This is a genomic window from Pseudomonas sp. p21 (assembly GCF_001642705.1).
Lineage (GTDB): Bacteria > Pseudomonadota > Gammaproteobacteria > Pseudomonadales > Pseudomonadaceae > Aquipseudomonas.
Window position 1 is genome coordinate 1 of the sequence record NZ_LWBV01000001.1, and the last position, 24,771, is coordinate 24,771.

Sequence of the window (24,771 nt, forward strand, 5' to 3'; positions counted from 1 at the left end):
AGTTGTTGAATCTCCTCAAGGATGGCCGGTTCCATTCCGGAGAAGCTCTGGGGGCAGCTCTCGGGGTGAGTCGCAGCGCCGTTTGGAAGCAGCTGCAGCACCTGGAGAGCGAGCTGAACCTCACCATTCACAAGGTTCGTGGGCGCGGCTACCAGCTGGCAGCGCCACTGGCTTTGCTCGATGCCCAGGCGATCGCCGGGTTTGCCGAAGGCGAGCAGTGGCCCGTTTTCATCCATGAAACCATCGATTCGACCAACGCCGAAGGCCTGCGGCTCGCCGGGGAAGGGCAGACCGCTCCATTTTTGGTCCTGGCCGAGCGCCAGAGCGCTGGCCGTGGCCGGCGCGGTCGGCAGTGGGTCAGCCCGTTTGCCGAAAACCTTTATTACAGCCTGGTACTCCGTGTGGATGGCGGCATGCGCCAGCTTGAGGGCTTGAGTCTGGTGGTGGGGCTGGCGGTAATGCGTACCCTACAGGCGTTCGGGGTAAAGGATGTGGGACTCAAATGGCCCAACGATGTCCTCGTTCGGGGGCAGAAGATCACCGGGATTCTCCTGGAGTTGGTGGGCGACCCGGCAGATGTCTGTCATGTGGTGCTGGGTATCGGCATCAATGTGAACATGCAGGCCAACGACCAGGTCGACCAGGTGTGGACCTCGATGCGGCGTGAAGTGGGTGCGACAATCGACCGTAACCGGCTGGTAGCGTTGCTCAGTCAGCAGTTGCAGCACGAATTGGCACGGCATCGTCGCTACGGTTTTGCCGCATTCCAGGAAGAATGGGAGCAGGCGCACCTCTGGCAGGGGTGCAAGGTTTCTCTGGTTGCAGGTAGCACGCGCATTGATGGCGTGGTTCTTGGCGTCGACGGGCAGGGCGGCTTGCGCCTTGAGGTGGACGGGGTGGAAAAGAGCTTCAGTGGTGGTGAGCTCAGTTTGAGGTTGCGTGATGATTCTTGAGCTCGATTGCGGTAACAGCTTCATCAAGTGGCGGGTGATCCATGTTGCTGATGCAGCGATTGAAAGCGGCGGTATCGTCGACTCCGATCAGGCGCTGGTGGCCGAAGTGGCTGCACTGGCTTCGGTGCGTCTTACCGGCTGCCGCATTGTCAGTGTGCGCAGTGAGGAAGAGAACGAGGCACTTTGCGCGATGATTGCCCGGGCGTTTGCGGTGCAGGCGCGTGTGGCGCACCCGGCCCAGGAAATGGCAGGTGTGCGCAATGGCTATGACGACTACCAGCGCCTGGGCATGGACCGTTGGTTGGCGGCGCTGGGAGCATTTCATCTGGCCAAGGGCGCCTGCCTGGTGATTGATCTGGGGACCGCTGCAAAAGCGGATTTCGTTGCGGCGGATGGCGAGCACCTGGGGGGCTACATCTGCCCGGGTATGCCATTGATGCGTAGCCAGTTGCGTACGCACACCCGGCGTATCCGTTATGACGACGCCTCCGCCGAGCGTGCATTGGCCAGCCTGGCGCCAGGGCGCTCGACTGTCGAGGCCGTCGAGCGCGGCTGCGTGTTGATGCTCCAGGGCTTTGCGCGTACCCAGCTCGAGCAGGCGCGTGCGTTGTGGGGGGAGGATTTCACGGTATTCCTCACAGGTGGCGATGCGCCGCTGGTGAGGGAGGCCGTACCACAGGCGCGTGTCGTGCCTGACCTGGTTTTCGTAGGCCTGGCCATGGCCTGCCCATTGGATTGAGGTGCCTATGCGTTGGTTGTTTCTGCTGTTACTGGTGCTCAACGTCTTCTATTACGTGTGGCACCAGCAGGAAGCCCCGCTGAAGGTCAAGGAAGTCGCACCCCTGTCGCTGTACAAGGGGAGTCAGCAAGAAATTCGCCTGTTGCGTGAAACGGGTGTGTCGGCGCCCCCCAAACGCCGGGATGAGTGCCTGGTAGTCGGCGGTGTAATGGGGCAGGGCCAGCTCGATGCGCTGCGTCAGCGCCTGTTGAGCCTGGATATTGCCACGCTGCCGGTAGTGGGGCAGCTACCTGGGGCGGATGGTCGTTGGCTCAAGGTTGCCCCGGAAAGCGAGCGTTTGCTGGACCAAACCGTCCTCGCAAGTCTTTCCAACGATTTCAAAGACTTAAAACAGAAAATTATTTTCTGCCAGGGTATTGCAACTGGCGAATAGCTTGATAGAATGGCGCCCGCTTCACAGGGAACACCACTCAGGTGGTAGAACTGGAAGCGGTGTCAAAGCAGCTAAGTTTCAGATTTGATTGAAAAAATTTGAAAAAACGCTTGACACTAGGACGGCAGACAAATAGAATGCCGGCCACATCTGGAGGGATTCCCGAGCGGTCAAAGGGGACGGACTGTAAATCCGTTGCGAGAGCTTCGAAGGTTCGAATCCTTCTCCCTCCACCAGTTTTAGCGAGAGCCGCAAGCTCCGCGGGTATAGTTTAGTGGTAGAACCTCAGCCTTCCAAGCTGATGATGCGGGTTCGATTCCCGCTACCCGCTCCAAGTTTGCTGGATTTTGCACAAAGTGTTTCGCTCTTGTAGCTCAGTTGGTAGAGCACACCCTTGGTAAGGGTGAGGTCAGCGGTTCAAGTCCGCTCAAGAGCTCCATATAAACAAGGCAGATATGAAAATATCTGCCTTTGTTTTATCAGCGCAAGACTATTTCTTCTGCGGAGGATTGTATCGATGGCTAAGGAAAAGTTTGATCGTTCCCTTCCCCACGTTAACGTCGGCACTATCGGCCACGTTGACCACGGTAAGACCACTCTGACCGCAGCTCTGACTCGCGTCTGCTCCGAAGTTTTCGGTTCGGCAGTCGTTGAGTTCGACAAGATCGACTCGGCTCCGGAAGAAAAAGCGCGCGGTATCACCATCAACACCGCTCACGTCGAGTACAACTCGAACATTCGTCACTACGCTCACGTTGACTGCCCAGGTCACGCTGACTACGTGAAGAACATGATCACCGGTGCTGCCCAGATGGACGGCGCGATCCTGGTTTGCTCGGCCGCCGATGGTCCGATGCCACAAACCCGTGAGCACATCCTGCTGTCCCGTCAGGTAGGCGTTCCTTACGTTCCCTTCCCCACGTTAACGTCGGCACCCTCGGCCACGTTGACCACGGTAAGACCACTCTGACCGCAGCTCTGACTCGCGTCTGCTCCGAAGTTTTCGGTTCGGCAGTCGTTGAGTTCGACAAGATCGACTCGGCTCCGGAAGAAAAAGCGCGCGGTATCACCATCAACACCGCTCACGTCGAGTACAACTCGAATATTCGTCACTACGCTCACGTTGACTGCCCAGGTCACGCTGACTACGTGAAGAACATGATCACCGGTGCTGCCCAGATGGACGGCGCGATCCTGGTTTGCTCGGCCGCCGATGGTCCGATGCCACAAACCCGTGAGCACATCCTGCTGTCCCGTCAGGTAGGCGTTCCTTACATCGTGGTCTTCCTGAACAAGGCTGACCTGGTAGACGACGCTGAGCTGCTGGAACTGGTCGAGATGGAAGTTCGCGACCTGCTGTCCACCTGCACCGGTGTCGAAATGTTCCGCAAGCTGCTGGACGAAGGCCGTGCTGGCGAGAACTGCGGCGTTCTGCTGCGTGGTACCAAGCGTGACGACGTTGAGCGTGGCCAGGTTCTGGTCAAGCCAGGTTCGGTCAAGCCGCACACCAAGTTCACCGCAGAAGTCTACGTTCTGTCGAAGGAAGAAGGCGGTCGTCACACTCCGTTCTTCAAAGGCTACCGTCCTCAGTTCTACTTCCGTACCACTGACGTGACCGGTAACTGCGAACTGCCGGAAGGCGTTGAAATGGTAATGCCAGGTGACAACATTCAGATGACTGCCACACTGATCAAGACAATCGCAATGGAAGACGGTCTGCGCTTCGCTATCCGTGAAGGCGGTCGTACCGTCGGCGCCGGCGTCGTAGCAAAAATTATTGAATAAGTAGTTGATTTACTTGATCAGGCCGGTATAATGGCCGGCCTGATACAGCGTTACAGGTCAGTAGCTCAATTGGCAGAGCGACGGTCTCCAAAACCGTAGGTTGGGGGTTCGATTCCCTCCTGACCTGCCATTTCACCTCGGTGTGATGGCTTTCTTCTCACAGGATCCTCCTCGATGACTCCCAAAACTGAAGCCCAAGAATCGCGTTTTGATCTGTTCAAGTGGCTGGCTGTAGTGGCTTTGGTGGTTGTCGGCGTAGTGGGTAATCAATATTACTCCGCCTCCCCGATCCTGTATCGCGTGCTCGCACTTCTCGTCCTGGCTGCTGTCGCGGGCTTTGTAGCTCTGCAGACTGCGAAGGGCAAGTCGTTCTTTGCGCTGGCGAAGGAAGCTCGTACCGAGATTCGTAAAGTCGTGTGGCCGACCCGCCAGGAAACCACCCAGACCACGCTGATTGTCGTGGCTGTCGTGCTGGTTATGGCACTGCTGCTGTGGGGTCTTGATTCCCTGCTCGGCTGGGCGGTCTCCTTGATCGTTGGCTAAAGGTGTCCCGTGGCTAAGCGTTGGTATGTTGTGCATGCTTACTCGGGTTACGAGAAGCATGTAATGCGCTCCCTGATCGAGCGCGTCAAGCTGGCTGGCATGGAAGACGGTTTCGGCGAGATCCTGGTCCCGACCGAAGAAGTCGTCGAAATGCGCAACGGCCAGAAGCGCAAGAGTGAGCGCAAATTCTTCCCTGGCTATGTACTGGTCCAGATGGAGATGAACGAAGGGACTTGGCACTTGGTCAAGGACACCCCTCGAGTGATGGGCTTTATTGGTGGCACTGCAGACAAGCCTGCACCGATCACCGATAAAGAAGCTGAGGCTATTCTGCGTCGCGTTGCCGACGGTAGCGACAAGCCGAAGCCGAAGACGCTGTTCGAGCCAGGTGAAGTGGTTCGAGTCATTGATGGTCCGTTCGCTGACTTCAATGGTAGTGTCGAAGAGGTTAACTACGAAAAGAGTCGCCTGCAGGTGGCGGTGCTCATTTTCGGTCGCTCTACTCCGGTGGAGCTCGAGTTCAGCCAGGTCGAAAAGGTCTAGGCGGACGAAGCATCCCATACCCCGCAGCCCTGTGTGCTGCGGGGTTTTGTCGTCACTGGGATAAAACGCAAGTCATCCGGGGAGCCATCAGGCGTTCGTACCCGATTTTGGAGTAGCTCATGGCTAAGAAGATTCAGGCTTACATCAAGCTGCAAGTTAAGGCCGGCCAGGCCAACCCAAGCCCACCCGTTGGTCCAGCACTGGGTCAACACGGTGTGAACATCATGGAATTCTGCAAGGCCTTCAACGCCCGTACCCAGGGTCAAGAAGCCGGCCTGCCGACTCCTGTGATCATCACTGTCTACAGCGACCGTAGCTTCACCTTCGAGACCAAGAGCACCCCTGCCTCGGTTCTGCTGAAGAAAGCTGCTGGCCTGACCAGTGGTTCGGCTCGCCCGAACACCGTTAAAGTCGGTACCGTTACCCGTGCTCAGCTGGAAGACATCGCCAAAGCTAAACAGGCTGATCTGACTGCCGCTGACCTGGACGCTGCTGTACGCACCATCGCTGGCTCTGCCCGCAGCATGGGCCTGAACGTGGAGGGTGTGTAATGGCTAAGCTGACCAAACGCCAAAAGGCAATCGCCGAGAAAATCGAAGCAGGCAAGGCCTACAACTTCGAAGAAGCGGCCACTCTGCTGGCTTCGCTGCCGGCTGCCAAGTTCGTAGAGTCCTACGACATCGCCGTTAACCTCGGTGTTGACCCGCGTAAATCCGACCAGGTCGTACGTAGCGCTACCGTGCTGCCACACGGCACTGGCAAGACCGTTCGCGTTGCCGTCTTCACCCAGGGTCCAGCTGCTGAAGCCGCTCTGGCTGCCGGCGCTGACCGCGTAGGTATGGACGATCTGGCTGCCGAAATGAAAGGCGGCGACCTGAACTATGACGTTGTCATCGCATCGCCTGATGCCATGCGCGTTGTAGGTCAGCTGGGTCAGGTTCTGGGTCCTCGCGGCCTGATGCCTAACCCGAAAGTTGGTACCGTGACCCCAGACGTAGCCGGCGCCGTCAAGAACGCCAAGGCTGGTCAGGTTCGCTACCGTACCGACAAGAACGGTATCATCCACACCTCCGTTGGCAAGGTCGGCTTCGAAGCTGGCAAGCTGAAGGAAAACGTTGAAGCCCTGATCGCTGACCTGAAGCGTATCAAGCCAGCTTCCTCGAAAGGTATCTACGTCAAGCGCGTTACCCTGAGCACCACCATGGGCCCAGGTCTGGTCATCGATCAGAGCTCGCTGAACGTGTAAGAACATGGTGGCGCGACCTGTCGCGCCACCAGCAAAAATTGGGGTCCCTGCCTGGCGGGGGCTATCCAAGACCGTAGGCGGCGCAAGCCTTAAAACACCAGCCCACGCAGATGGTGCTCCCGATTCGTTACCGAATCAGACACCAAAACGACATCCGGCTTCGGCCAGATGAAACGGTAAAAACCAGGAGTAAACCCGTGGCAATTAAACTCGAAGACAAGAAGGCCATCGTCGCTGAAGTCAACGAGGCTGCCAAAGTCGCTCTGTCCGCTGTCGTGGCTGATGCCCGTGGTGTGACTGTAGGCGCAATGACCGGACTCCGTAAAGAGGCCCGCGAAGCTGGCGTTTACGTACGTGTCGTACGTAACACCCTGCTGAAGCGCGCTGTTGAAGGCACCGAATTCTCGATCCTCAACGACGCGTTCAAAGGCCCGACCCTGATTGCTTTCTCCAACGAACACCCGGGCGCTGCTGCTCGTCTGTTCAAAGAGTTCGCCAAGGGTCAGGACAAGTTCGAGATCAAGGCAGCTGCGTTTGACGGCAAGTTCCTTGCCGCTAACCAGATCGACGTGCTGGCAACCCTGCCAACTCGCGACGAGGCTATCGCACAGCTGATGAGCGTAATCCAAGGTGCAACCAGCAAGCTGGCTCGTACCCTGGCAGCTCTGCGCGACCAGAAAGAAGCTGCTGCTGCCTAAGGCGCGCGCAACTCTTTCAAAATCATACGTTTAATTTGATGGCTGCGTAGGCTGTCACCCCAATACAGGATTTAAGTCATGTCTCTGACTAACGAACAAATCATCGAAGCGATCGGCCAGAAAACTGTTCTGGAAATTGTTGAACTGATCAAAGCGATGGAAGAAACCTTCGGCGTTACCGCTGCTGCCGCTGTTGCCGCTGGCCCAGCTGTTGCTGCCGCTGCTGCTGAAGAGCAGACCGAGTTCAACGTCGTTCTGACCGAAGCTGGCGACAAGAAAGTAAACGTGATCAAGGCCGTTCGTGAACTGACCGGTCTGGGCCTGAAAGAAGCCAAAGAGAAAGTCGACGGCGCTCCTCAGGTTATCGCTGAAGGCGTTTCGAAAGAAGCCGCTGAAGACGCGAAGAAGAAGCTGGAAGAAGCTGGCGCTAAAGTCGAGCTGAAGTAATCTCGACCTTGCGACTCCAGTCCGAGCGTTGAGCGAAGGGCTGATGGCTGGTGGCTTATGCCACCGGCCTTTTTCCGTTATTGGTGGCCGGTCAGGCCGGCCCCGATAACAAGCTGCAAGACACCCATGTGGGTGGCGCAAACCAAGGGGTTTGCACGATTTTCTGGCTGCTCCCGCCGGGAGAAGCCAAACAAGCAGGTGACCAAGCTGGGGAACGCTGATGGCTTACTCATACACTGAGAAAAAACGTATCCGCAAGGACTTTAGCAAGTTGCCGGACGTCATGGATGTGCCTTACCTCCTGGCCATCCAGCTGGATTCGTATCGCGAATTCCTGCAAGCGGGAGCATCCAAGGATCAGTTCCGCGACGTCGGCCTGCACGCGGCCTTCAAATCGGTATTTCCGATCATCAGCTACTCCGGCAATGCTGCCCTGGAGTACGTAGGCTATCGCCTGGGCGAACCCGCCTTCGATGTGAAGGAATGTGTCCTGCGTGGCGTGACCTTCGCGGTCCCACTGCGGGTCAAGGTGCGCCTGATCATCTTCGACAAGGAATCGTCGAACAAAGCGATCAAGGACATCAAAGAGCAAGAAGTCTACATGGGTGAAATCCCCCTGATGACTGAGAACGGTACCTTCGTTATCAACGGTACCGAGCGTGTGATCGTTTCCCAGCTGCACCGTTCGCCTGGTGTGTTCTTCGACCACGACCGTGGCAAGACTCACAGCTCCGGCAAGCTGCTGTACTCCGCTCGCATCATCCCTTACCGCGGTTCCTGGCTGGACTTCGAGTTCGACCCGAAGGACTGCGTGTTCGTACGTATCGACCGTCGCCGCAAACTGCCGGCCTCGGTACTGCTGCGTGCCCTGGGTTACAGCACTGAAGAAGTGCTGAACACCTTCTACACCACCAACGTCTTCCACATTTCCGGCGAGAAACTCAGCCTGGAACTGGTGCCGCAGCGTCTGCGTGGTGAGGTTGCGGTCATGGATATCCATGACGAAACCGGTAAAGTCATCGTCGAGCAGGGCCGCCGTATTACCGCGCGCCACATCAACCAGCTCGAGAAGGCCGGCGTCAAGCAGCTGGACGTTCCTATGGAATACGTTCTGGGCCGCACTACCGCCAAGGCCATCGTGCATCCGGCTACCGGCGAGATCCTGGCCGAATGCAACACCGAGATGACCACCGAACTGCTGATCAAGGTCGCCAAGGCTCAGGTCGTCCGTATCGAGACCCTGTACACCAACGACATCGATTGCGGTCCGTTCATCTCCGACACCCTGAAGATCGACACCACCAGCAACCAGCTGGAAGCTTTGGTCGAGATCTACCGCATGATGCGTCCTGGCGAGCCGCCAACCAAGGATGCTGCCGAGACCCTGTTCAACAACCTGTTCTTCAGCGCCGAGCGTTACGACCTGTCCGCCGTCGGTCGCATGAAGTTCAACCGTCGTATCGGTCGTACCGAGATCGAAGGTTCGGGCGTGCTGAGCAAGGAAGATATCGTCGAGGTTCTCAAGACCTTGGTCGACATCCGTAACGGCAAAGGCATCGTCGACGACATCGACCACCTGGGTAACCGTCGCGTACGTTGCGTCGGCGAGATGGCCGAGAACCAGTTCCGCGTTGGCCTGGTGCGTGTCGAGCGCGCGGTCAAGGAACGCCTGTCGATGGCGGAAAGCGAAGGCCTGATGCCGCAAGACCTGATCAACGCCAAGCCGGTTGCGGCGGCGGTGAAAGAGTTCTTCGGCTCCAGCCAGTTGTCCCAGTTCATGGACCAGAACAACCCGCTCTCCGAGATCACCCACAAGCGCCGCGTCTCCGCACTCGGCCCAGGCGGTCTGACCCGTGAGCGTGCCGGCTTCGAAGTCCGTGACGTACACCCGACCCACTACGGCCGTGTGTGCCCGATCGAGACCCCTGAAGGTCCGAACATCGGTCTGATCAACTCCCTGGCAGCCTATGCCCGCACCAACCAGTACGGCTTCCTGGAAAGCCCGTACCGCGTGGTGAAGGAAGGCGTGGTCAGCGACGACATCGTGTTCCTGTCGGCCATTGAAGAAGCGGATCACGTCATCGCCCAGGCTTCGGCCGCGATGAACGAGAAGAAGCAGCTGATCGATGAGCTGGTAGCTGTTCGTCACCTGAACGAATTCACCGTCAAGGCGCCGGAAGACGTCACCCTGATGGACGTTTCGCCGAAGCAGGTTGTTTCCGTCGCTGCGTCGCTGATTCCGTTCCTCGAGCACGACGACGCCAACCGTGCATTGATGGGTTCGAACATGCAGCGTCAGGCTGTACCGACCCTGCGCGCCGACAAGCCGCTGGTAGGTACCGGCATGGAGCGCAACGTTGCCCGTGACTCCGGTGTCTGTGTGGTCGCTCGCCGCGGTGGTGTGATCGACTCCGTCGACGCCAGCCGTATTGTTGTTCGCGTTGCCGACGACGAAGTGGAAACCGGCGAAGCAGGTGTGGATATCTACAACCTGACCAAGTACACCCGTTCGAACCAGAACACCTGCATCAACCAGCGTCCGCTGGTGAGCAAGGGTGACAAGGTTCAGCGAGGCGACATCATGGCCGACGGCCCGTCCACCGACATGGGTGAACTGGCACTGGGTCAGAACATGCGCATCGCGTTCATGGCGTGGAACGGCTTCAACTTCGAAGACTCCATCTGCCTGTCCGAGCGTGTGGTTCAGGAAGACCGCTTCACCACCATCCACATCCAGGAACTGACCTGTGTGGCGCGTGACACCAAGCTTGGCCCAGAGGAAATCACTGCGGACATCCCGAACGTGGGTGAAGCCGCACTGAACAAGCTGGACGAAGCCGGTATCGTCTACGTGGGTGCCGAAGTCGGCGCTGGCGACATCCTGGTCGGCAAGGTAACGCCAAAAGGCGAAACCCAGCTGACTCCGGAAGAAAAACTGCTGCGCGCAATCTTCGGTGAGAAGGCCAGCGACGTTAAGGACACCTCCCTGCGCGTGCCAACCGGCACCAAGGGTACCGTCATCGACGTACAGGTCTTCACCCGTGATGGCGTCGAACGCGACAGCCGCGCCCTGGCCATCGAGAAGATGCAGCTGGACGAGATCCGCAAGGACCTCAACGAAGAGTTCCGCATCGTCGAAGGTGCGACCTTCGAGCGTCTGCGTTCTGCCCTGAACGGCCAGGTGGTCGACGGTGGCGCGGGCCTGAAGAAAGGCACCGTGATCACTGACGAAGTGCTGGACGGTCTGGAGCACGGCCAGTGGTTCAAACTGCGCATGGCCGAAGATGCACTGAACGAGCAGCTGGAAAAGGCTCAGCAGTACATCGTCGATCGTCGCCGTCTGCTGGACGACAAGTTCGAAGACAAGAAGCGCAAGCTGCAGCAGGGCGATGACCTGGCACCGGGCGTACTGAAGATCGTCAAGGTCTACCTGGCAATCCGCCGTCGCATCCAGCCGGGTGACAAGATGGCCGGTCGTCACGGTAACAAGGGTGTTGTCTCGGTAATCATGCCGGTTGAAGACATGCCGCACGACGCCAACGGTACTCCGGTCGATGTCGTACTGAACCCGCTGGGTGTACCTTCGCGTATGAACGTCGGTCAGATCCTCGAAACCCACCTGGGCCTGGCGGCCAAGGGTCTGGGCGAGAAGATCGACCGCATGATCGAAGAGCAGCGCAAGGCCGCTGAACTGCGCGTGTTCCTGACCGAGGTCTACAACGAGATCGGCGGTCGTCAGGAAAACCTGGACGAGTTCACCGACGAAGAGATCCTGGCCCTGGCCCACAACCTGAAGAAGGGCGTGCCAATGGCTACCCCTGTCTTCGACGGTGCCAAGGAGCGCGAGATCAAGGCCATGCTGAAGCTGGCCGACCTGCCAGAGAGCGGCCAGATGGTGCTGTTCGATGGCCGTACCGGCAACAAGTTCGAGCGTCCTGTGACCGTTGGTTACATGTACATGCTCAAGCTGAACCACTTGGTGGACGACAAGATGCACGCGCGTTCCACTGGTTCCTATAGCCTGGTTACCCAGCAGCCGCTGGGTGGTAAGGCGCAGTTCGGTGGTCAGCGTTTCGGGGAGATGGAAGTGTGGGCGCTGGAAGCATACGGCGCGGCATACACCCTGCAAGAAATGCTCACAGTGAAGTCGGACGACGTGAACGGCCGTACCAAGATGTACAAGAACATCGTGGATGGCGATCACCGTATGGAGCCGGGCATGCCCGAGTCCTTCAACGTGTTGATCAAAGAGATCCGTTCGCTCGGTATCGATATCGATCTGGAAACCGAATAACACGTGACGCGAAGGGGAGTGGGGCAGGTAATGCCCGCTCCCTGCTCCGCCAGGAGGAAAGGCCTTGAAAGACCTACTGAATTTGCTGAAAAACCAGGGTCAAGTCGAAGAGTTCGACGCCATCCGCATCGGTCTGGCGTCGCCTGAAATGATCCGTTCGTGGTCGTTCGGTGAAGTTAAGAAGCCGGAAACCATCAACTACCGTACGTTCAAGCCTGAGCGTGACGGCCTGTTCTGCGCCAAGATCTTTGGCCCAGTCAAGGACTACGAGTGCCTGTGCGGCAAGTACAAGCGCCTCAAGCACCGCGGCGTGATCTGCGAGAAGTGCGGCGTTGAAGTTGCCCTGGCAAAAGTTCGTCGTGAGCGCATGGCGCACATCGAACTGGCCTCGCCGGTTGCCCACATCTGGTTCCTGAAGTCGCTGCCGTCCCGTATCGGCCTGCTGATGGACATGACCCTGCGTGACATCGAGCGCGTACTCTACTTCGAGAGCTACGTCGTTATCGATCCGGGCATGACCACCCTGGAAAAGGGCCAGCTGCTGAACGACGAGCAGTACTTCGAAGCGCTGGAAGAGTTCGGTGACGACTTCGACGCCCGCATGGGTGCCGAGGCTGTCCGCGAGCTGCTGCACGCTATCGACCTGGAGCACGAGATCGGTCGCCTGCGTGAAGAAATTCCGCAGACCAACTCGGAAACCAAGATCAAGAAGCTGTCCAAGCGCCTGAAGCTGATGGAAGCGTTCCAGGGCTCGGGCAACCTGCCTGAGTGGATGGTCCTGACCGTCCTGCCAGTGCTGCCGCCGGACCTGCGTCCGCTGGTTCCGCTGGATGGTGGCCGCTTCGCGACCTCCGACCTGAACGATCTGTATCGTCGGGTGATCAACCGTAACAACCGTCTGAAGCGCCTGCTGGATCTGTCGGCGCCGGACATCATCGTGCGCAACGAAAAGCGCATGCTGCAGGAAGCGGTCGACGCCCTGCTGGACAACGGCCGTCGCGGTCGCGCCATCACTGGCTCGAACAAGCGTCCGCTGAAGTCCCTGGCCGACATGATCAAAGGTAAGCAAGGTCGCTTCCGTCAGAACCTGCTCGGTAAGCGTGTGGACTACTCCGGCCGTTCGGTAATTACCGTAGGCCCGACCCTGCGTCTGCACCAGTGCGGTCTGCCGAAGAAGATGGCTCTCGAGCTGTTCAAGCCGTTCATTTTCGGCAAGCTGGAAATGCGTGGTCTGGCGACCACCATCAAGGCTGCCAAGAAGATGGTCGAGCGCGAGCTGCCAGAGGTGTGGGACGTGCTCGCCGAGGTGATTCGCGAACACCCCGTGCTGCTCAACCGTGCACCGACCCTGCACCGTCTGGGTATCCAGGCCTTTGAACCGGTTCTGATCGAAGGTAAGGCTATCCAGCTGCACCCGCTGGTCTGTGCCGCGTACAACGCCGACTTCGACGGTGACCAGATGGCCGTTCACGTGCCGCTGACCCTGGAAGCCCAGCTCGAAGCGCGCGCGCTGATGATGTCGACCAACAACATCCTGTCGCCAGCCAACGGTGAGCCAATCATCGTTCCGTCGCAGGACGTGGTACTGGGTCTGTACTACATGACCCGTGAAGCCATCAACGCCAAGGGCGAAGGTCGCGTGTTCGCCGACCTGCAGGAAGTCGACCGCGTATTCCGCGCCGGCGAGGCTGCCCTGCACGCGAAAATCAAGGTTCGTATCAACGAAACCGTGAAAGAGCGTGACGGTTCCGTGGTCAAGAACACCCGCATCGTCGACACCACTGTCGGCCGTGCGCTGCTGTTCCAGGTTGTACCGGCAGGCCTGCCGTACGACGTGGTCAACCAGCCGATGAAGAAGAAGGCGATCTCCAAGCTGATCAACCAGTGCTACCGCGTGGTTGGTCTGAAAGAGACCGTTATCTTCGCTGACCAGTTGATGTACACCGGTTTTGCTTACTCGACCATTTCCGGCGTTTCCATCGGTGTTAACGACTTCGTTATCCCGGACGAGAAAGCCCGCATCATCGGTACCGCTACCGACGAAGTGAAGGAAATCGAGAGCCAGTACGCCTCCGGCCTGGTAACCCAGGGCGAGAAGTACAACAAGGTCATCGACTTGTGGTCGAAGGCGAACGACGAAGTGTCCAAGGCGATGATGGCCAACCTCTCGAAAGAGAAGGTCATCGACCGCGAGGGCAAGGAAGTCGAGCAAGAGTCCTTCAACTCGATGTACATGATGGCTGACTCGGGTGCGCGGGGTTCCGCAGCCCAGATCCGTCAGCTGGCCGGTATGCGTGGCCTGATGGCCAAGCCGGACGGCTCCATCATCGAGACGCCGATCACCGCGAACTTCCGTGAAGGTCTGAGCGTTCTGCAGTACTTCATTTCGACCCACGGTGCTCGTAAGGGTCTGGCGGATACCGCACTGAAGACTGCTAACTCCGGTTACCTGACTCGTCGTCTGGTAGACGTTGCCCAGGATCTGGTGGTTACCGAGATCGACTGCGGCACCGACCAGGGCCTGCTGATGACCCCGCACATCGAAGGCGGCGACGTTGTAGAGCCGCTGGGTGAGCGTGTACTGGGTCGTGTCATCGCCCGTGACGTGTTCAAGCCAGGCACCGAGGACGTCATCGTTCCGGCCGGTACCCTGGTTGACGAGAAGTGGGTCGAGTTCATCGAGCTGAACAGCATCGACGAAGTGGTCGTGCGTTCGCCGATCAACTGCGAAACCCGCTACGGCATCTGCGCCAAGTGCTACGGTCGTGATCTGGCTCGCGGTCACCAGGTGAACATCGGTGAAGCCGTCGGCGTTATCGCTGCACAGTCGATCGGTGAGCCGGGTACCCAGCTGACCATGCGTACGTTCCACATCGGTGGTGCTGCGAGCCGTACCTCGGCTGCCGACAGCGTCCAGGTGAAGAACGGCGGTATGGTGCGTCTGCACAACCTGAAGCAGGTAGAGCGTGCCGATGGCAACCTGGTTGCCGTGTCGCGTTCGGGCGAGCTGGCCATTGCCGACGAATTCGGTCGTGAGCGTGAGCGCTACAAGCTGCCTTACGGTGCGGTGATTTCGGTCAAGGAAGGTGACAAGGTCGAAGCTGGCGCCATCGTCGCCAAGTGGGACCCGCACACCCACCCGATCGTTACCGAACTGAAAGGTACCGTGACCTTCGTGGGCATGGAAGAAGGCATCACCATCAAGCGTCAGACCGACGAATTGACCGGTTTGACCAACATTGAAGTTCTGGACGTCAAGGATCGCCCTGCCGCTGGTAAGGAAATCCGTCCGGCGATCAAGATGGTCGACGCTTCTGGCAAGGACCTGTACCTGCCAGGTACCGACGTACCTGCCCAGTACTTCCTGCCGGCCAACGCCCTCGTCGGTGTGGCTGACGGTGCCCAGATCGGTGTTGGTGACGTTATCGCGCGTATCCCGCAAGAAACGTCGAAGACCCGTGACATCACCGGTGGTCTGCCGCGCGTTGCCGACCTGTTCGAAGCACGCCGTCCGAAAGAAGCCTCGATTCTGGCTGAAGTCAGCGGCACCATCGCGTTCGGTAAGGAGACCAAGGGCAAGCGTCGTCTGGTCATCACCCCGACCGACGGTAGCGATCCGTACGAAGAGCTGATTCCGAAGTGGCGCCACCTGAACGTCTTCGAAGGCGAACAGGTAAACCGCGGCGAAGTTATCTCCGACGGCCCGAGCGATCCGCACGACATCCTGCGTCTGCTGGGTGTGAGCGCGCTGGCGAAGTACATCGTCAACGAGATCCAGGACGTTTACCGTCTGCAAGGCGTTAAGATCAACGACAAGCACATCGAGACCATCCTGCGTCAGATGCTGCGCAAGGTCGAGATCTCCGAGTCGGGCGATTCCAGCTTCATCAAGGGCGACCAGATGGAACTGACCCAGGTACTGGTAGAGAACGAGCGTCTCGCCGCCGAGGACAAGTTCGTCTCCAAGTTCACCCGCGTGCTGCTGGGTATCACCAAGGCGTCGCTGTCGACCGAGTCGTTCATCTCCGCGGCTTCCTTCCAGGAAACCACCCGCGTACTGACCGAAGCGGCGGTAACCGGCAAGCGCGACTACCTGCGCGGCCTGAAAGAGAACGTGGTCGTGGGTCGTCTGATCCCGGCCGGTACTGGTCTGGCCTACCACAGCGAGCGCAAGCGTCGCCGTGATGCCGACAAACCGCTGCGTGTGAGCGCCAGTGAGGTGGAAGCCGCACTGACCGAAGCGCTGAATTCCAGCGGTAACTAAGTACAGGGCAGGGCCCCGGCAAGCCCCGAACGGTCATCGACGACATGAAATGTTGCCGATGATCGGACGGGGAGGGCCGGGGCCTCGTCTTGACTGGGTGCAAGATCCTCTTTAGACTTTTGTACCCTTAAATTTGGTGAGGCTCCGTCTCGCCAATTTTTGGCTTTCTTGCAAGACAATAGAGTCGCAAGACAATCAGTGGAGCTAGTAGATGGCAACTATCAACCAGCTGGTACGTCAGCCGCGTAAGCGTTCGGTCGAGAAGTCCGACGTTCCTGCGCTGCAGAACTGCCCGCAGCGTCGTGGCGTGTGCACCCGCGTGTACACCACCACGCCGAAAAAACCTAACTCGGCACTGCGTAAAGTATGCCGTGTGCGTCTGACCAACGGTTTCGAGGTTTCCTCGTACATCGGTGGTGAAGGCCACAACCTGCAAGAGCACAGCGTCGTCCTGATCCGTGGCGGCCGTGTAAAAGACTTGCCAGGTGTTCGTTACCACACCGTTCGCGGCTCTCTGGATACTTCGGGCGTTAAAGGCCGTAACCAGGGTCGTTCGAAGTACGGTACCAAGCGTCCGAAGTAATCGGTCGTTTGCAGACATCCATTTATTTGAGTCGATAAGAGTAAGGTCGGGCAGGGGTCGAAAGACCTGGTCCCGGGCTAACCTGAAGACCGTTTGAGGGCTTATCATGCCAAGACGTCGTGTAGCAGCAAAACGTGAGATCCTTGACGATCCGAAGTACGGATCCCAGATTCTCGCCAAGTTCATGAACCACGTGATGGAAAGCGGCAAGAAGGCTGTAGCCGAGCGCATCGTTTACGGTGCCCTGGATACCGTCAAAGCACGCAAGAACAGCGACCCCCTGGAAATCTTCGAGAAAGCTCTCGACGCCATCGCTCCGCTGGTCGAAGTTAAGTCCCGTCGTGTCGGCGGTGCCACTTACCAGGTTCCGGTTGAAGTTCGTCCATCCCGTCGTAACGCTCTGGCAATGCGCTGGCTCGTAGACTACGCCCGCAAGCGCGGCGAGAAGTCGATGGCTCTGCGCCTGGCCGGCGAGCTGCTGGATGCTGCTGAAGGCAAGGGTGCTGCAGTCAAGAAGCGTGAAGACGTGCACCGTATGGCCGAGGCCAACAAAGCGTTCTCGCACTACCGCTTCTAATTCAAGCATCAATCATTTTGCGAGGGCTTTATGGCTCGTACTACAGCAATTAACCGCTACCGTAACATCGGTATCTGCGCCCACGTTGACGCGGGCAAGACTACCACTACCGAGCGGATCCTGTTCTACACAGGTCTGAGCCACAAGATGGGCGAGGTGCACGACGGCGCCGCGACCACCGACTGGATGGTGCAGGAGCAGGAGCGCGGTATCACCATTACCTCCGCTGCCGTTACCACCTTCTGGAAAGGTTCCCGTGGTCAGTATGACAACTACCGCGTAAACGTCATCGATACCCCCGGCCACGTTGACTTCACCATTGAAGTAGAGCGTTCGCTGCGTGTACTCGACGGCGCGGTCGTTGTGTTCTGCGGTACCTCCGGCGTTGAGCCGCAGTCCGAAACCGTATGGCGTCAGGCCAACAAGTACGGCGTTCCACGTGTTGTTTACGTGAACAAGATGGACCGTGCTGGTGCCAACTTCCTGCGCGTTGTCGGCCAGATCAAGAACCGCCTGGGTCACACCCCGGTTCCGGTCCAGCTGGCTATCGGTGCAGAAGACGACTTCCAGGGTCAGGTTGACCTGATCAAGATGAAAGCCATCTACTGGAACGAAGACGACAAGGGCACCACCTACCGCGAGGAAGAAATTCCTGCGGATATGGTCGACCTGGCTAACGAATGGCGCAACAACATGGTTGAAGCTGCCGCCGAAGCCAACGAAGAGCTGATGAACAAGTACCTTGAAGAAGGTGACCTGTCCGTCGAAGACATCAAGGCCGGTCTGCGCGCGCGTACCCTGGCCAGCGAGATCGTTCCGGCTGTCTGCGGTTCGTCGTTCAAGAACAAGGGCGTTCCCCTGGTTCTCGACGCCGTTATCGACTTCCTGCCTGCTCCGACCGAGATTCCTGCGATCAAGGGTATCCACCCTGATCTGGCCGAAGTGCCGAAGGATGAAATCACCGAAGCGCAGCAGGACGAGCGTCACGCTGACGACGCAGAGCCGTTCTCGGCCCTGGCGTTCAAGATCGCTACCGACCCGTTCGTAGGTACCCTTACCTTCGTTCGCGTTTACTCGGGCGTTCTGACCTCTGGTGACTCGGTCATCAACTCGGTCAAAGGCAAGAAAGAGCGCGTTGGTCGTATGGTGCAGATGCACGCCAACCAGCGTGAAGAGATCAAGGAAGTGCGCGCTGGCGACATCGCGGCCCTGATCGGCATGAAGGACGTTACCACTGGTGAAACCCTGTGCGACGCTGACAAGCCAATCATCCTTGAGCGCATGGACTTCCCGGAGCCAGTGATTTCGCTGTCTGTCGAGCCGAAGACCAAGCAGGACCAGGAAAAGATGGGTATCGCTCTGGGCAAACTGGCTCAGGAAGACCCGTCGTTCCGCGTCAAGACCGACGAAGAGACTGGCCAGACCATCATCTCCGGTATGGGTGAGCTGCACCTGGACATCATCGTTGACCGCATGAAGCGTGAATTCAACGTTGAGGCCAACATCGGCAAGCCGCAGGTTTCGTACCGCGAGAAGATCACCAAGTCCGGCGTCGAGATCGAAGGCAAGTTCGTTCGCCAGTCGGGCGGTCGTGGTCAGTTCGGTCACTGCTGGATCCGTTTCTCGGAGCCAGAGCAGGACGACAAGGGCAACATCACCGAAGGTCTGGTGTTCTCCAACGAAGTTGTTGGTGGTGTAATTCCTAAGGAATACATCCCTGCGATCCAGAAGGGTATCGAAGAGCAGATGAAAAACGGCGTTGTTGCCGGTTATCCTCTGATCGGCCTGAAGGCCGCGGTATTCGATGGTTCGTACCACGACGTCGACTCCAACGAAATGGCGTTCAAGATCGCCGCTTCGATGGCAACCAAGCAACTGGCCCAGAAGGGCGGTGGCGTGGTTCTCGAGCCGATCATGAAGGTCGAAGTTGTAACCCCGGAAGACTACCTGGGTGACGTGATGGGTGACCTGAACCGTCGTCGTGGTCTGGTCCAGGGTATGGATGAGTCGGTCTCTGGCCGTGTCGTCCGCGCTGAAGTTCCGCTCGGAGAGATGTTCGGTTACGCAACCGACGTTCGTTCCATGTCTCAGGGTCGCGCAAGCTACTCCATGGAATTCTCCAAATACGCCGAAGCTCCGTCGAACATCGTCGAAGCACTCGTTAAAAAACAAGGCTAATCCCCTTTAGGCAAGAGGTTCACTGTCGTGGCTAAAGAAAAATTTGATCGTTCCCTTCCCCACGTTAACGTCGGCACCATCGGCCACGTTGACCACGGTAAGACCACTCTGACCGCAGCTCTGACTCGCGTCTGCTCCGAAGTTTTCGGTTCGGCAGTCGTTGAGTTCGACAAGATCGACTCGGCTCCGGAAGAAAAAGCGCGCGGTATCACCATCAACACCGCTCACGTCGAGTACAACTCGAACATTCGTCACTACGCTCACGTTGACTGCCCAGGTCACGCTGACTACGTGAAGAACATGATCACCGGTGCTGCCCAGATGGACGGCGCGATCCTGGTTTGCTCGGCCGCCGATGGTCCGATGCCACAAACCCGTGAGCACATCCTGCTGTCCCGTCAGGTAGGCGTTCCTTACATCGTGGTCTTCCTGAACAAGGCTGACCTGGTAGACGACGCTGAGCTGCTGGAACTGGTCGAGATGGAAGTTCGCGACCTGCTGTCCACCTACGACTTCCCGGGCGACGACACCCCGATCATCATCGGTTCGGCTCGTATGGCCCTGGAAGGCAAAGACGACAACGAAATGGGTACTACCGCTGTCAAGAAGCTGGTAGAAACTCTGGATGCCTACATCCCTGAGCCAGTTCGTGCCGTTGACCAGCCGTTCCTGATGCCGATCGAAGACGTATTCTCGATCTCGGGTCGTGGTACCGTTGTTACCGGTCGTATCGAGCGTGGTATCGTCCGCGTTCAGGATCCGCTGGAAATCGTTGGTCTGCGTGACACCACCACCACCACCTGCACCGGTGTTGAGATGTTCCGCAAGCTGCTGGACGAAGGTCGTGCTGGCGAGAACTGCGGCGTTCTGCTGCGTGGTACCAAGCGTGACGACGTTGAGCGTGGCCAGGTTCTGGTCAAGCCAGGTTCGGTCAAGCCGCACACCAAGTTCACCGCAGAAGTCTACGTTCTGTCGAAGGAAGAAGGCGGTCGTCACACTCCGTTCTTCAAAGGCTACCGTCCTCAGTTCTACTTCCGTACCACTGACGTGACCGGTAACTGCGAACTGCCGGAAGGCGTTGAAATGGTAATGCCAGGTGACAACATTCAGATGACTGTTACCCTGATCAAGACCATCGCAATGGAAGACGGTCTGCGCTTCGCTATCCGTGAAGGCGGTCGTACCGTCGGCGCCGGCGTCGTAGCCAAAATCATCGAGTAATCACTCGACCGATTGAAAAAACCCCCGCTCAGCGGGGGTTTTTTTTATTGGGTTGACACTAAATGGGGGCGTCTATAGAATCACGCCTCCTTTTAGCGGGCGTAGTGCGTCCGTTGGGAACAGCCTGGAGTCTGAAATCCAATGCAAAATCAGCAAATCCGTATCAGGTTGAAGGCTTTCGACCATCGCCTGATCGACCAATCCACCCAGGAAATCGTGGAAACCGCGAAACGTACTGGTGCACAAGTGCGTGGTCCAATTCCACTGCCTACCCGCAAAGAGCGTTTCACCGTTCTGGTTTCCCCGCACGTCAACAAAGACGCGCGTGACCAGTACGAGATTCGCACTCATAAGCGTGTTCTGGACATCGTCCAGCCAACGGATAAAACCGTTGATGCGCTGATGAAGCTTGATCTGGCGGCAGGTGTGGAAGTACAGATCAGCCTCGGCTAAGACTTCGGTCTAGTCGTGTAACGCTCTGAAATGGGCGGCCATAGCGGGTGAAAGCCCCGTACACTCATGAGGTTTACAACATGACTATTGGTGTAATCGGTCGCAAGTGCGGTATGACCCGCATTTTCACCGAAGAAGGTGTCTCCATTCCGGTCACGGTCATCGAGATCGAGCCGAATCGTGTCACCCAGTTCAAAACTGAAGAAACCGATGGCTACCGTGCAGTGCAAGTCACTGTCGGCGAGCGTCGTGCTTCGCGTGTGACTGCCGCTCAGGCAGGTCACTTCGCCAAGGCCAACGTTGCCGCTGGTCGCGGTGTCTGGGAGTTCCGTCTTGAAGAAGGCGATTTCCAGGCTGGCGATCTGATCAAAGCTGAACTCTTCACTGCAGGCCAGCTGGTAGACGTTACTGGTCAGTCCAAAGGTAAAGGCTTCGCCGGTACCATCAAGCGCTGGAACTTCCGTGGCCAGGACAACACCCACGGTAACTCCGTGTCGCACCGTGTCCCAGGTTCCATCGGCCAGTGCCAGACTCCTGGTCGTGTGTTCAAGGGCAAGAAAATGTCCGGTCACATGGGCGCCGAGCGCGTGACTGTTCAGTCCCTGGAAGTAGTTCGCGTAGACGCTGAACGCAACCTGCTGCTGGTCAAAGGTGCCGTTCCAGGCGCTACTGGCGGCGACGTGGTTGTACGTCCAGCTGTCAAGGCTCGCGGTTAAGGGGAAACTGACATGCAACTCAATGTAAATGACGCTCAGGCGATCGAAGTTTCCGAACTGACTTTCGGTGGCGAATTCAACGAGACGCTGGTACACCAAGCAGTCGTGGCCTACATGGCCGGCGGCCGTCAGGGCACCAAGCAGCAGAAGACCCGTTCCGACGTGGCTGGTGGCGGTAAGCGCCCATGGCGTCAGAAGGGTACTGGCCGTGCTCGTGCTGGTACCACTCGTGGTCCGATCTGGCGTGGCGGTGGTGTAACCTTCGCAGCTCGCCCTCAAGATCACTCGCAGAAGCTCAACAAGAAGATGTACCGCGCAGCCCTGCGCTCCATCCTCGCTGAGCTGGTGCGTAGCGACCGTCTGGTCGTGGTTCAGGACTTCGCTGTTGAAGCACCGAAAACCAAAGATCTGCTGAACAAGCTGAACGGCATGGGTCTGAACGACGTACTGATCGTTTCCGACGCTGTTGATCAGAACCTGTACCTGGCTGCTCGCAACCTGCCGCACGTCGACGTACGTGACGTACAAGGTTCCGACCCGGTCAGTCTGATCGCATACGAGAAAGTGTTGATCACTGTCTCGGCCGTGAAGAAATTCGAGGAGCTGCTGGGATGAACCAGGAACGCGTATTCAAAGTCCTCCTTGGCCCGCACGTTTCCGAGAAGGCTACCGTTCTGGCTGAGAAAAAAGGCCAGTTCGTATTCAAGGTTGCTACCGACGCAACCAAGCTGGAAATCAAGAAAGCTGTCGAAGGCCTGTTCAACGTAAAAGTTGAAAACGTGTCGACTGTTAACGTTCTGGGTAAAACCAAGCGTACCGCACGTGGTCTGGGCAAGCGTAATGACTGGAAGAAGGCGATCGTCTCCCTTCAGCCAGGCCAAGATCTCGATTTCAGCAGCAGTGCTGAGTAAGGAAGGGGTGCATCATGGCAATCGTTAAATGCAAACCGACTTCCCCTGGCCGCCGTTTCGTGGTCAAGGTGGTCAACCAGGAGCTGCACAAAGGCGCTCCTCACGCACCGCTGATCGAGAAAAAATCGAAGTCTGGTGGTCGTAACAACAATGGCCGCATTACCACTCGTCACGTTGGTGGTGGTCACAAGCAGCATTACCGTCTGGTCGACTTCCGTCGCAACGACAAAGATGGCATCCCAGCCACTGTCGAGCGTATCGAATACGACCCGAACCGTACTGCTCACATCGCCCTGCTGTGCTATGCAGACGGTGAGCGTCGCTACATCATCGCCCCTAAAGGCGTGAGCGCTGGCGACCAGCTGATCGCAGGTGCCCTGGCCCCAATCAAGGCCGGTAACTCCCTGCAGCTGCGTAACATCCCAGTAGGTAGCACCATTCACGGCATCGAACTGAAGCCGGGTAAAGGTGCTCAGATCGCTCGTTCCGCTGGTGCCTCGGCTCAGCTGATCGCTCGCGAAGGTGTCTACGTGACCCTGCGTCTGCGCTCTGGTGAAATGCGTAAAGTCCTGGCTGAGTGCCGTGCGACCCTGGGCGAAGTCTCGAACTCCGAGCACAGCCTGCGTTCGCTGGGTAAAGCTGGTGCCAAACGCTGGCGCGGCGTTCGCCCAACCGTTCGTGGTGTTGCCATGAACCCGGTTGACCACCCGCATGGTGGTGGTGAAGGTCGTACCTCCGGTGGTCGTCATCCGGTATCGCCATGGGGCTTCCCAACCAAGGGTGCGAAGACCCGTGGTAATAAGCGTACCGACAACATGATCGTCCGTCGTCGCAAGTAACTAGAGGGATACGACAGTGCCACGTTCTCTGAAAAAAGGTCCTTTTATCGATCTTCACCTGTTGAAGAAGGTCGAAGTGGCGGTGGAGAAGAACGATCGCAAGCCAGTTAAAACCTGGTCGCGTCGCTCGATGATCCTGCCACAAATGGTCGGTCTGACCATCGCGGTTCACAACGGTCGCCAGCATGTTCCAGTTCTCGTGAACGAAGACATGGTCGGCCACAAACTGGGCGAGTTCGCCGGTACCCGCACCTATCGCGGGCACGTGGCTGACAAGAAAGCCAAGCGTTAAGGGGTAAGGAAATGGAAGTAGCCGCTAAGTTGTCGGGCGCTCGCATCTCCGCCCAGAAAGCCCGCTTGGTCGCCGACCAGATCCGCGGGAAGAAGGTGGGCGAAGCGCTCAACCTGTTGGCCTTCAGCAGCAAAAAAGCCGCTGAAATCATGAAGAAAGTCCTCGAGTCGGCCGTAGCCAACGCCGAACACAACGAAGGCGCAGACGTTGATGACCTGAAGGTCTCCACCGTCTTCGTCAACGAAGGGCGTTCGCTGAAGCGCATCATGCCACGTGCCAAAGGCCGTGCTGATCGCATCGTCAAGCGGTCTTGCCATATCACTGTCAAGGTTGCGGACAAGTAACGGAGTCGATCAGATGGGTCAGAAAGTACATCCCACTGGCATTCGCCTGGGAATCGTCAAGGAGCACACCTCCGTCTGGTACGCAGACGGTGCTACTTACGCAGATTACCTGTTGAAGGATCTGAAAACGCGTGAGTACCTCCAGGACAAACTAAAAAGCGCGTCCGTAAGCCGTATCGATATTCATCGTCCGGCTCAAACTGCACGCATCACCATCCACACCGCTCGTCCAGGTATCGTTATCGGGAAGAAAGGTGAAGATGTCGAGAAGCTGCGTCAGGACCTGACCAAGCAGATGGGTGTGCCTGTGCACATCAACATCGAAGAGATCCGCAAGCCGGAACTCGACGCTATGCTGGTTGCGCAGAGCGTAGCTCAGCAGCTGGAACGCCGCGTAATGTTCCGTCGCGCCATGAAGCGCGCCGTACAGAACGCCATGCGTATTGGTGCCAAGGGCATCAAGATCCAGGTGAGCGGTCGTCTCGGCGGTGCTGAGATTGCTCGTACCGAGTGGTATCGCGAAGGTCGTGTGCCTCTGCACACCCTGCGTGCCGATATCGACTACAACACCTACGAAGCTCACACCACTTACGGTGTGATCGGTGTGAAGGTTTGGATCTTCAAAGGCGAAGTTATTGGTGGTCGCCAAGAAGAACTGAAACCACAAGCACCAGCGCCTCGTAAAAAAGCTGCTAAGTAAGGGGTACGCCAA

Annotated in this window: 23 protein-coding genes, 4 tRNA genes and 2 pseudogenes; all 29 read left to right on the forward strand. The window is 57.9% G+C overall.

Annotated elements, in window-relative coordinates; translation table 11 throughout:
- Positions 1-2: 2 nt before the first annotated feature.
- The gene (gene birA / locus A4C63_RS00005; protein ID WP_082888223.1) at positions 3-953 is read left to right on the forward strand and encodes a bifunctional biotin--[acetyl-CoA-carboxylase] ligase/biotin operon repressor BirA; all 951 of its coding nucleotides are present in this window, start codon (positions 3-5) and stop codon (positions 951-953) included.
- Positions 943-1,692, forward strand: coding sequence for a pantothenate kinase (locus tag A4C63_RS00010; RefSeq protein WP_063911033.1), 750 nt, complete (start codon positions 943-945; stop codon positions 1,690-1,692). Before birA ends, A4C63_RS00010 begins: the two co-directional genes overlap by 11 nt.
- Before the next feature lie 7 nt (positions 1,693-1,699).
- A complete protein-coding gene (locus tag A4C63_RS00015; RefSeq protein ID WP_063911034.1) occupies positions 1,700-2,125 on the forward strand; it encodes a hypothetical protein in 426 nt (141 codons plus the stop codon).
- A gap of 152 nt (positions 2,126-2,277) precedes the next feature.
- Positions 2,278-2,361: transfer RNA gene (locus A4C63_RS00020), tRNA-Tyr, on the forward strand.
- A gap of 24 nt (positions 2,362-2,385) precedes the next feature.
- A tRNA-Gly gene (locus A4C63_RS00025) sits at positions 2,386-2,459 on the forward strand.
- Positions 2,460-2,488: 29 nt separating this feature from the next.
- Positions 2,489-2,564: transfer RNA gene (locus tag A4C63_RS00030), tRNA-Thr, on the forward strand.
- A 78-nt stretch (positions 2,565-2,642) separates the two neighbouring features.
- Positions 2,643-3,035, forward strand: a pseudogene (locus tag A4C63_RS00035) (GTP-binding protein); the annotation flags it as partial.
- A pseudogene (locus A4C63_RS00040) lies at positions 3,032-3,910 on the forward strand (GTP-binding protein); the annotation flags it as partial. The pseudogenes A4C63_RS00035 and A4C63_RS00040, both read left to right, overlap by 4 nt.
- Positions 3,911-3,964: 54 nt before the next feature.
- Positions 3,965-4,040, forward strand: a tRNA-Trp gene (locus A4C63_RS00045).
- 44 nt (positions 4,041-4,084) lie between these two features.
- Positions 4,085-4,453, forward strand: a complete 369-nt coding sequence (gene secE / locus A4C63_RS00050; RefSeq protein ID WP_003257081.1) for a preprotein translocase subunit SecE — start codon at positions 4,085-4,087, stop codon at positions 4,451-4,453.
- Positions 4,454-4,462: 9 nt separating this feature from the next.
- Positions 4,463-4,996, forward strand: coding sequence for a transcription termination/antitermination protein NusG (gene nusG, locus A4C63_RS00055; RefSeq protein ID WP_003255501.1), 534 nt, complete (start codon positions 4,463-4,465; stop codon positions 4,994-4,996).
- Between the two features lie 119 nt (positions 4,997-5,115).
- Positions 5,116-5,547 carry a 50S ribosomal protein L11 gene (rplK, locus tag A4C63_RS00060; RefSeq protein WP_003255500.1) on the forward strand — a complete coding sequence of 144 codons (432 nt, stop codon included), beginning with the start codon at positions 5,116-5,118 and terminating at the stop codon, positions 5,545-5,547.
- Complete coding sequence (gene rplA, locus A4C63_RS00065) at positions 5,547-6,242, forward strand: 50S ribosomal protein L1 (protein WP_013970629.1); 696 nt, start codon at positions 5,547-5,549, stop codon at positions 6,240-6,242. Before rplK ends, rplA begins: the two co-directional genes overlap by 1 nt.
- Before the next feature lie 197 nt (positions 6,243-6,439).
- A complete protein-coding gene (gene rplJ, locus A4C63_RS00070; RefSeq protein ID WP_003257082.1) occupies positions 6,440-6,940 on the forward strand; it encodes a 50S ribosomal protein L10 in 501 nt (166 codons plus the stop codon).
- Between the two features lie 78 nt (positions 6,941-7,018).
- Positions 7,019-7,387 carry a 50S ribosomal protein L7/L12 gene (gene rplL, locus A4C63_RS00075; RefSeq protein ID WP_011531883.1) on the forward strand — a complete coding sequence of 123 codons (369 nt, stop codon included), beginning with the start codon at positions 7,019-7,021 and terminating at the stop codon, positions 7,385-7,387.
- A gap of 220 nt (positions 7,388-7,607) precedes the next feature.
- Positions 7,608-11,681 (forward strand): DNA-directed RNA polymerase subunit beta, encoded by a 4,074-nt coding sequence (rpoB, locus tag A4C63_RS00080; RefSeq protein ID WP_013970631.1) that lies wholly within the window; start codon positions 7,608-7,610, stop codon positions 11,679-11,681.
- Positions 11,682-11,745: 64 nt separating this feature from the next.
- Positions 11,746-15,945, forward strand: coding sequence for a DNA-directed RNA polymerase subunit beta' (gene rpoC, locus A4C63_RS00085; RefSeq protein WP_063911036.1), 4,200 nt, complete (start codon positions 11,746-11,748; stop codon positions 15,943-15,945).
- Between the two features lie 211 nt (positions 15,946-16,156).
- Positions 16,157-16,528, forward strand: a complete 372-nt coding sequence (gene rpsL, locus A4C63_RS00090) for a 30S ribosomal protein S12 (RefSeq protein ID WP_003255492.1) — start codon at positions 16,157-16,159, stop codon at positions 16,526-16,528.
- 106 nt (positions 16,529-16,634) lie between these two features.
- Positions 16,635-17,105, forward strand: coding sequence for a 30S ribosomal protein S7 (gene rpsG / locus A4C63_RS00095; RefSeq protein WP_003246741.1), 471 nt, complete (start codon positions 16,635-16,637; stop codon positions 17,103-17,105).
- Positions 17,106-17,135: 30 nt separating this feature from the next.
- A complete protein-coding gene (gene fusA, locus A4C63_RS00100) occupies positions 17,136-19,283 on the forward strand; it encodes an elongation factor G (RefSeq protein WP_061551336.1) in 2,148 nt (715 codons plus the stop codon).
- A 27-nt stretch (positions 19,284-19,310) separates the two neighbouring features.
- Positions 19,311-20,504, forward strand: coding sequence for an elongation factor Tu (gene tuf, locus A4C63_RS00105; protein ID WP_013970626.1), 1,194 nt, complete (start codon positions 19,311-19,313; stop codon positions 20,502-20,504).
- Between the two features lie 141 nt (positions 20,505-20,645).
- On the forward strand, positions 20,646-20,957 hold the full coding sequence (gene rpsJ / locus A4C63_RS00110) for a 30S ribosomal protein S10 (protein WP_003186070.1): 312 nt from the start codon (positions 20,646-20,648) through the stop codon (positions 20,955-20,957).
- An 80-nt stretch (positions 20,958-21,037) separates the two neighbouring features.
- Positions 21,038-21,673 (forward strand): 50S ribosomal protein L3, encoded by a 636-nt coding sequence (rplC, locus tag A4C63_RS00115; protein ID WP_003257089.1) that lies wholly within the window; start codon positions 21,038-21,040, stop codon positions 21,671-21,673.
- 12 nt (positions 21,674-21,685) lie between these two features.
- On the forward strand, positions 21,686-22,288 hold the full coding sequence (gene rplD, locus A4C63_RS00120; protein WP_008089819.1) for a 50S ribosomal protein L4: 603 nt from the start codon (positions 21,686-21,688) through the stop codon (positions 22,286-22,288).
- Positions 22,285-22,584, forward strand: coding sequence for a 50S ribosomal protein L23 (gene rplW / locus A4C63_RS00125; protein ID WP_003255484.1), 300 nt, complete (start codon positions 22,285-22,287; stop codon positions 22,582-22,584). The genes rplD and rplW overlap by 4 nt, the downstream gene beginning before the upstream one ends.
- A gap of 14 nt (positions 22,585-22,598) precedes the next feature.
- On the forward strand, positions 22,599-23,423 hold the full coding sequence (gene rplB / locus A4C63_RS00130; RefSeq protein WP_015268750.1) for a 50S ribosomal protein L2: 825 nt from the start codon (positions 22,599-22,601) through the stop codon (positions 23,421-23,423).
- A gap of 16 nt (positions 23,424-23,439) precedes the next feature.
- On the forward strand, positions 23,440-23,715 hold the full coding sequence (gene rpsS, locus A4C63_RS00135; protein WP_003255482.1) for a 30S ribosomal protein S19: 276 nt from the start codon (positions 23,440-23,442) through the stop codon (positions 23,713-23,715).
- Between the two features lie 11 nt (positions 23,716-23,726).
- Positions 23,727-24,059, forward strand: coding sequence for a 50S ribosomal protein L22 (gene rplV, locus A4C63_RS00140; protein WP_003103908.1), 333 nt, complete (start codon positions 23,727-23,729; stop codon positions 24,057-24,059).
- Positions 24,060-24,072: 13 nt separating this feature from the next.
- On the forward strand, positions 24,073-24,759 hold the full coding sequence (gene rpsC / locus A4C63_RS00145; protein WP_003255481.1) for a 30S ribosomal protein S3: 687 nt from the start codon (positions 24,073-24,075) through the stop codon (positions 24,757-24,759).
- Positions 24,760-24,771 lie beyond the last annotated feature (12 nt).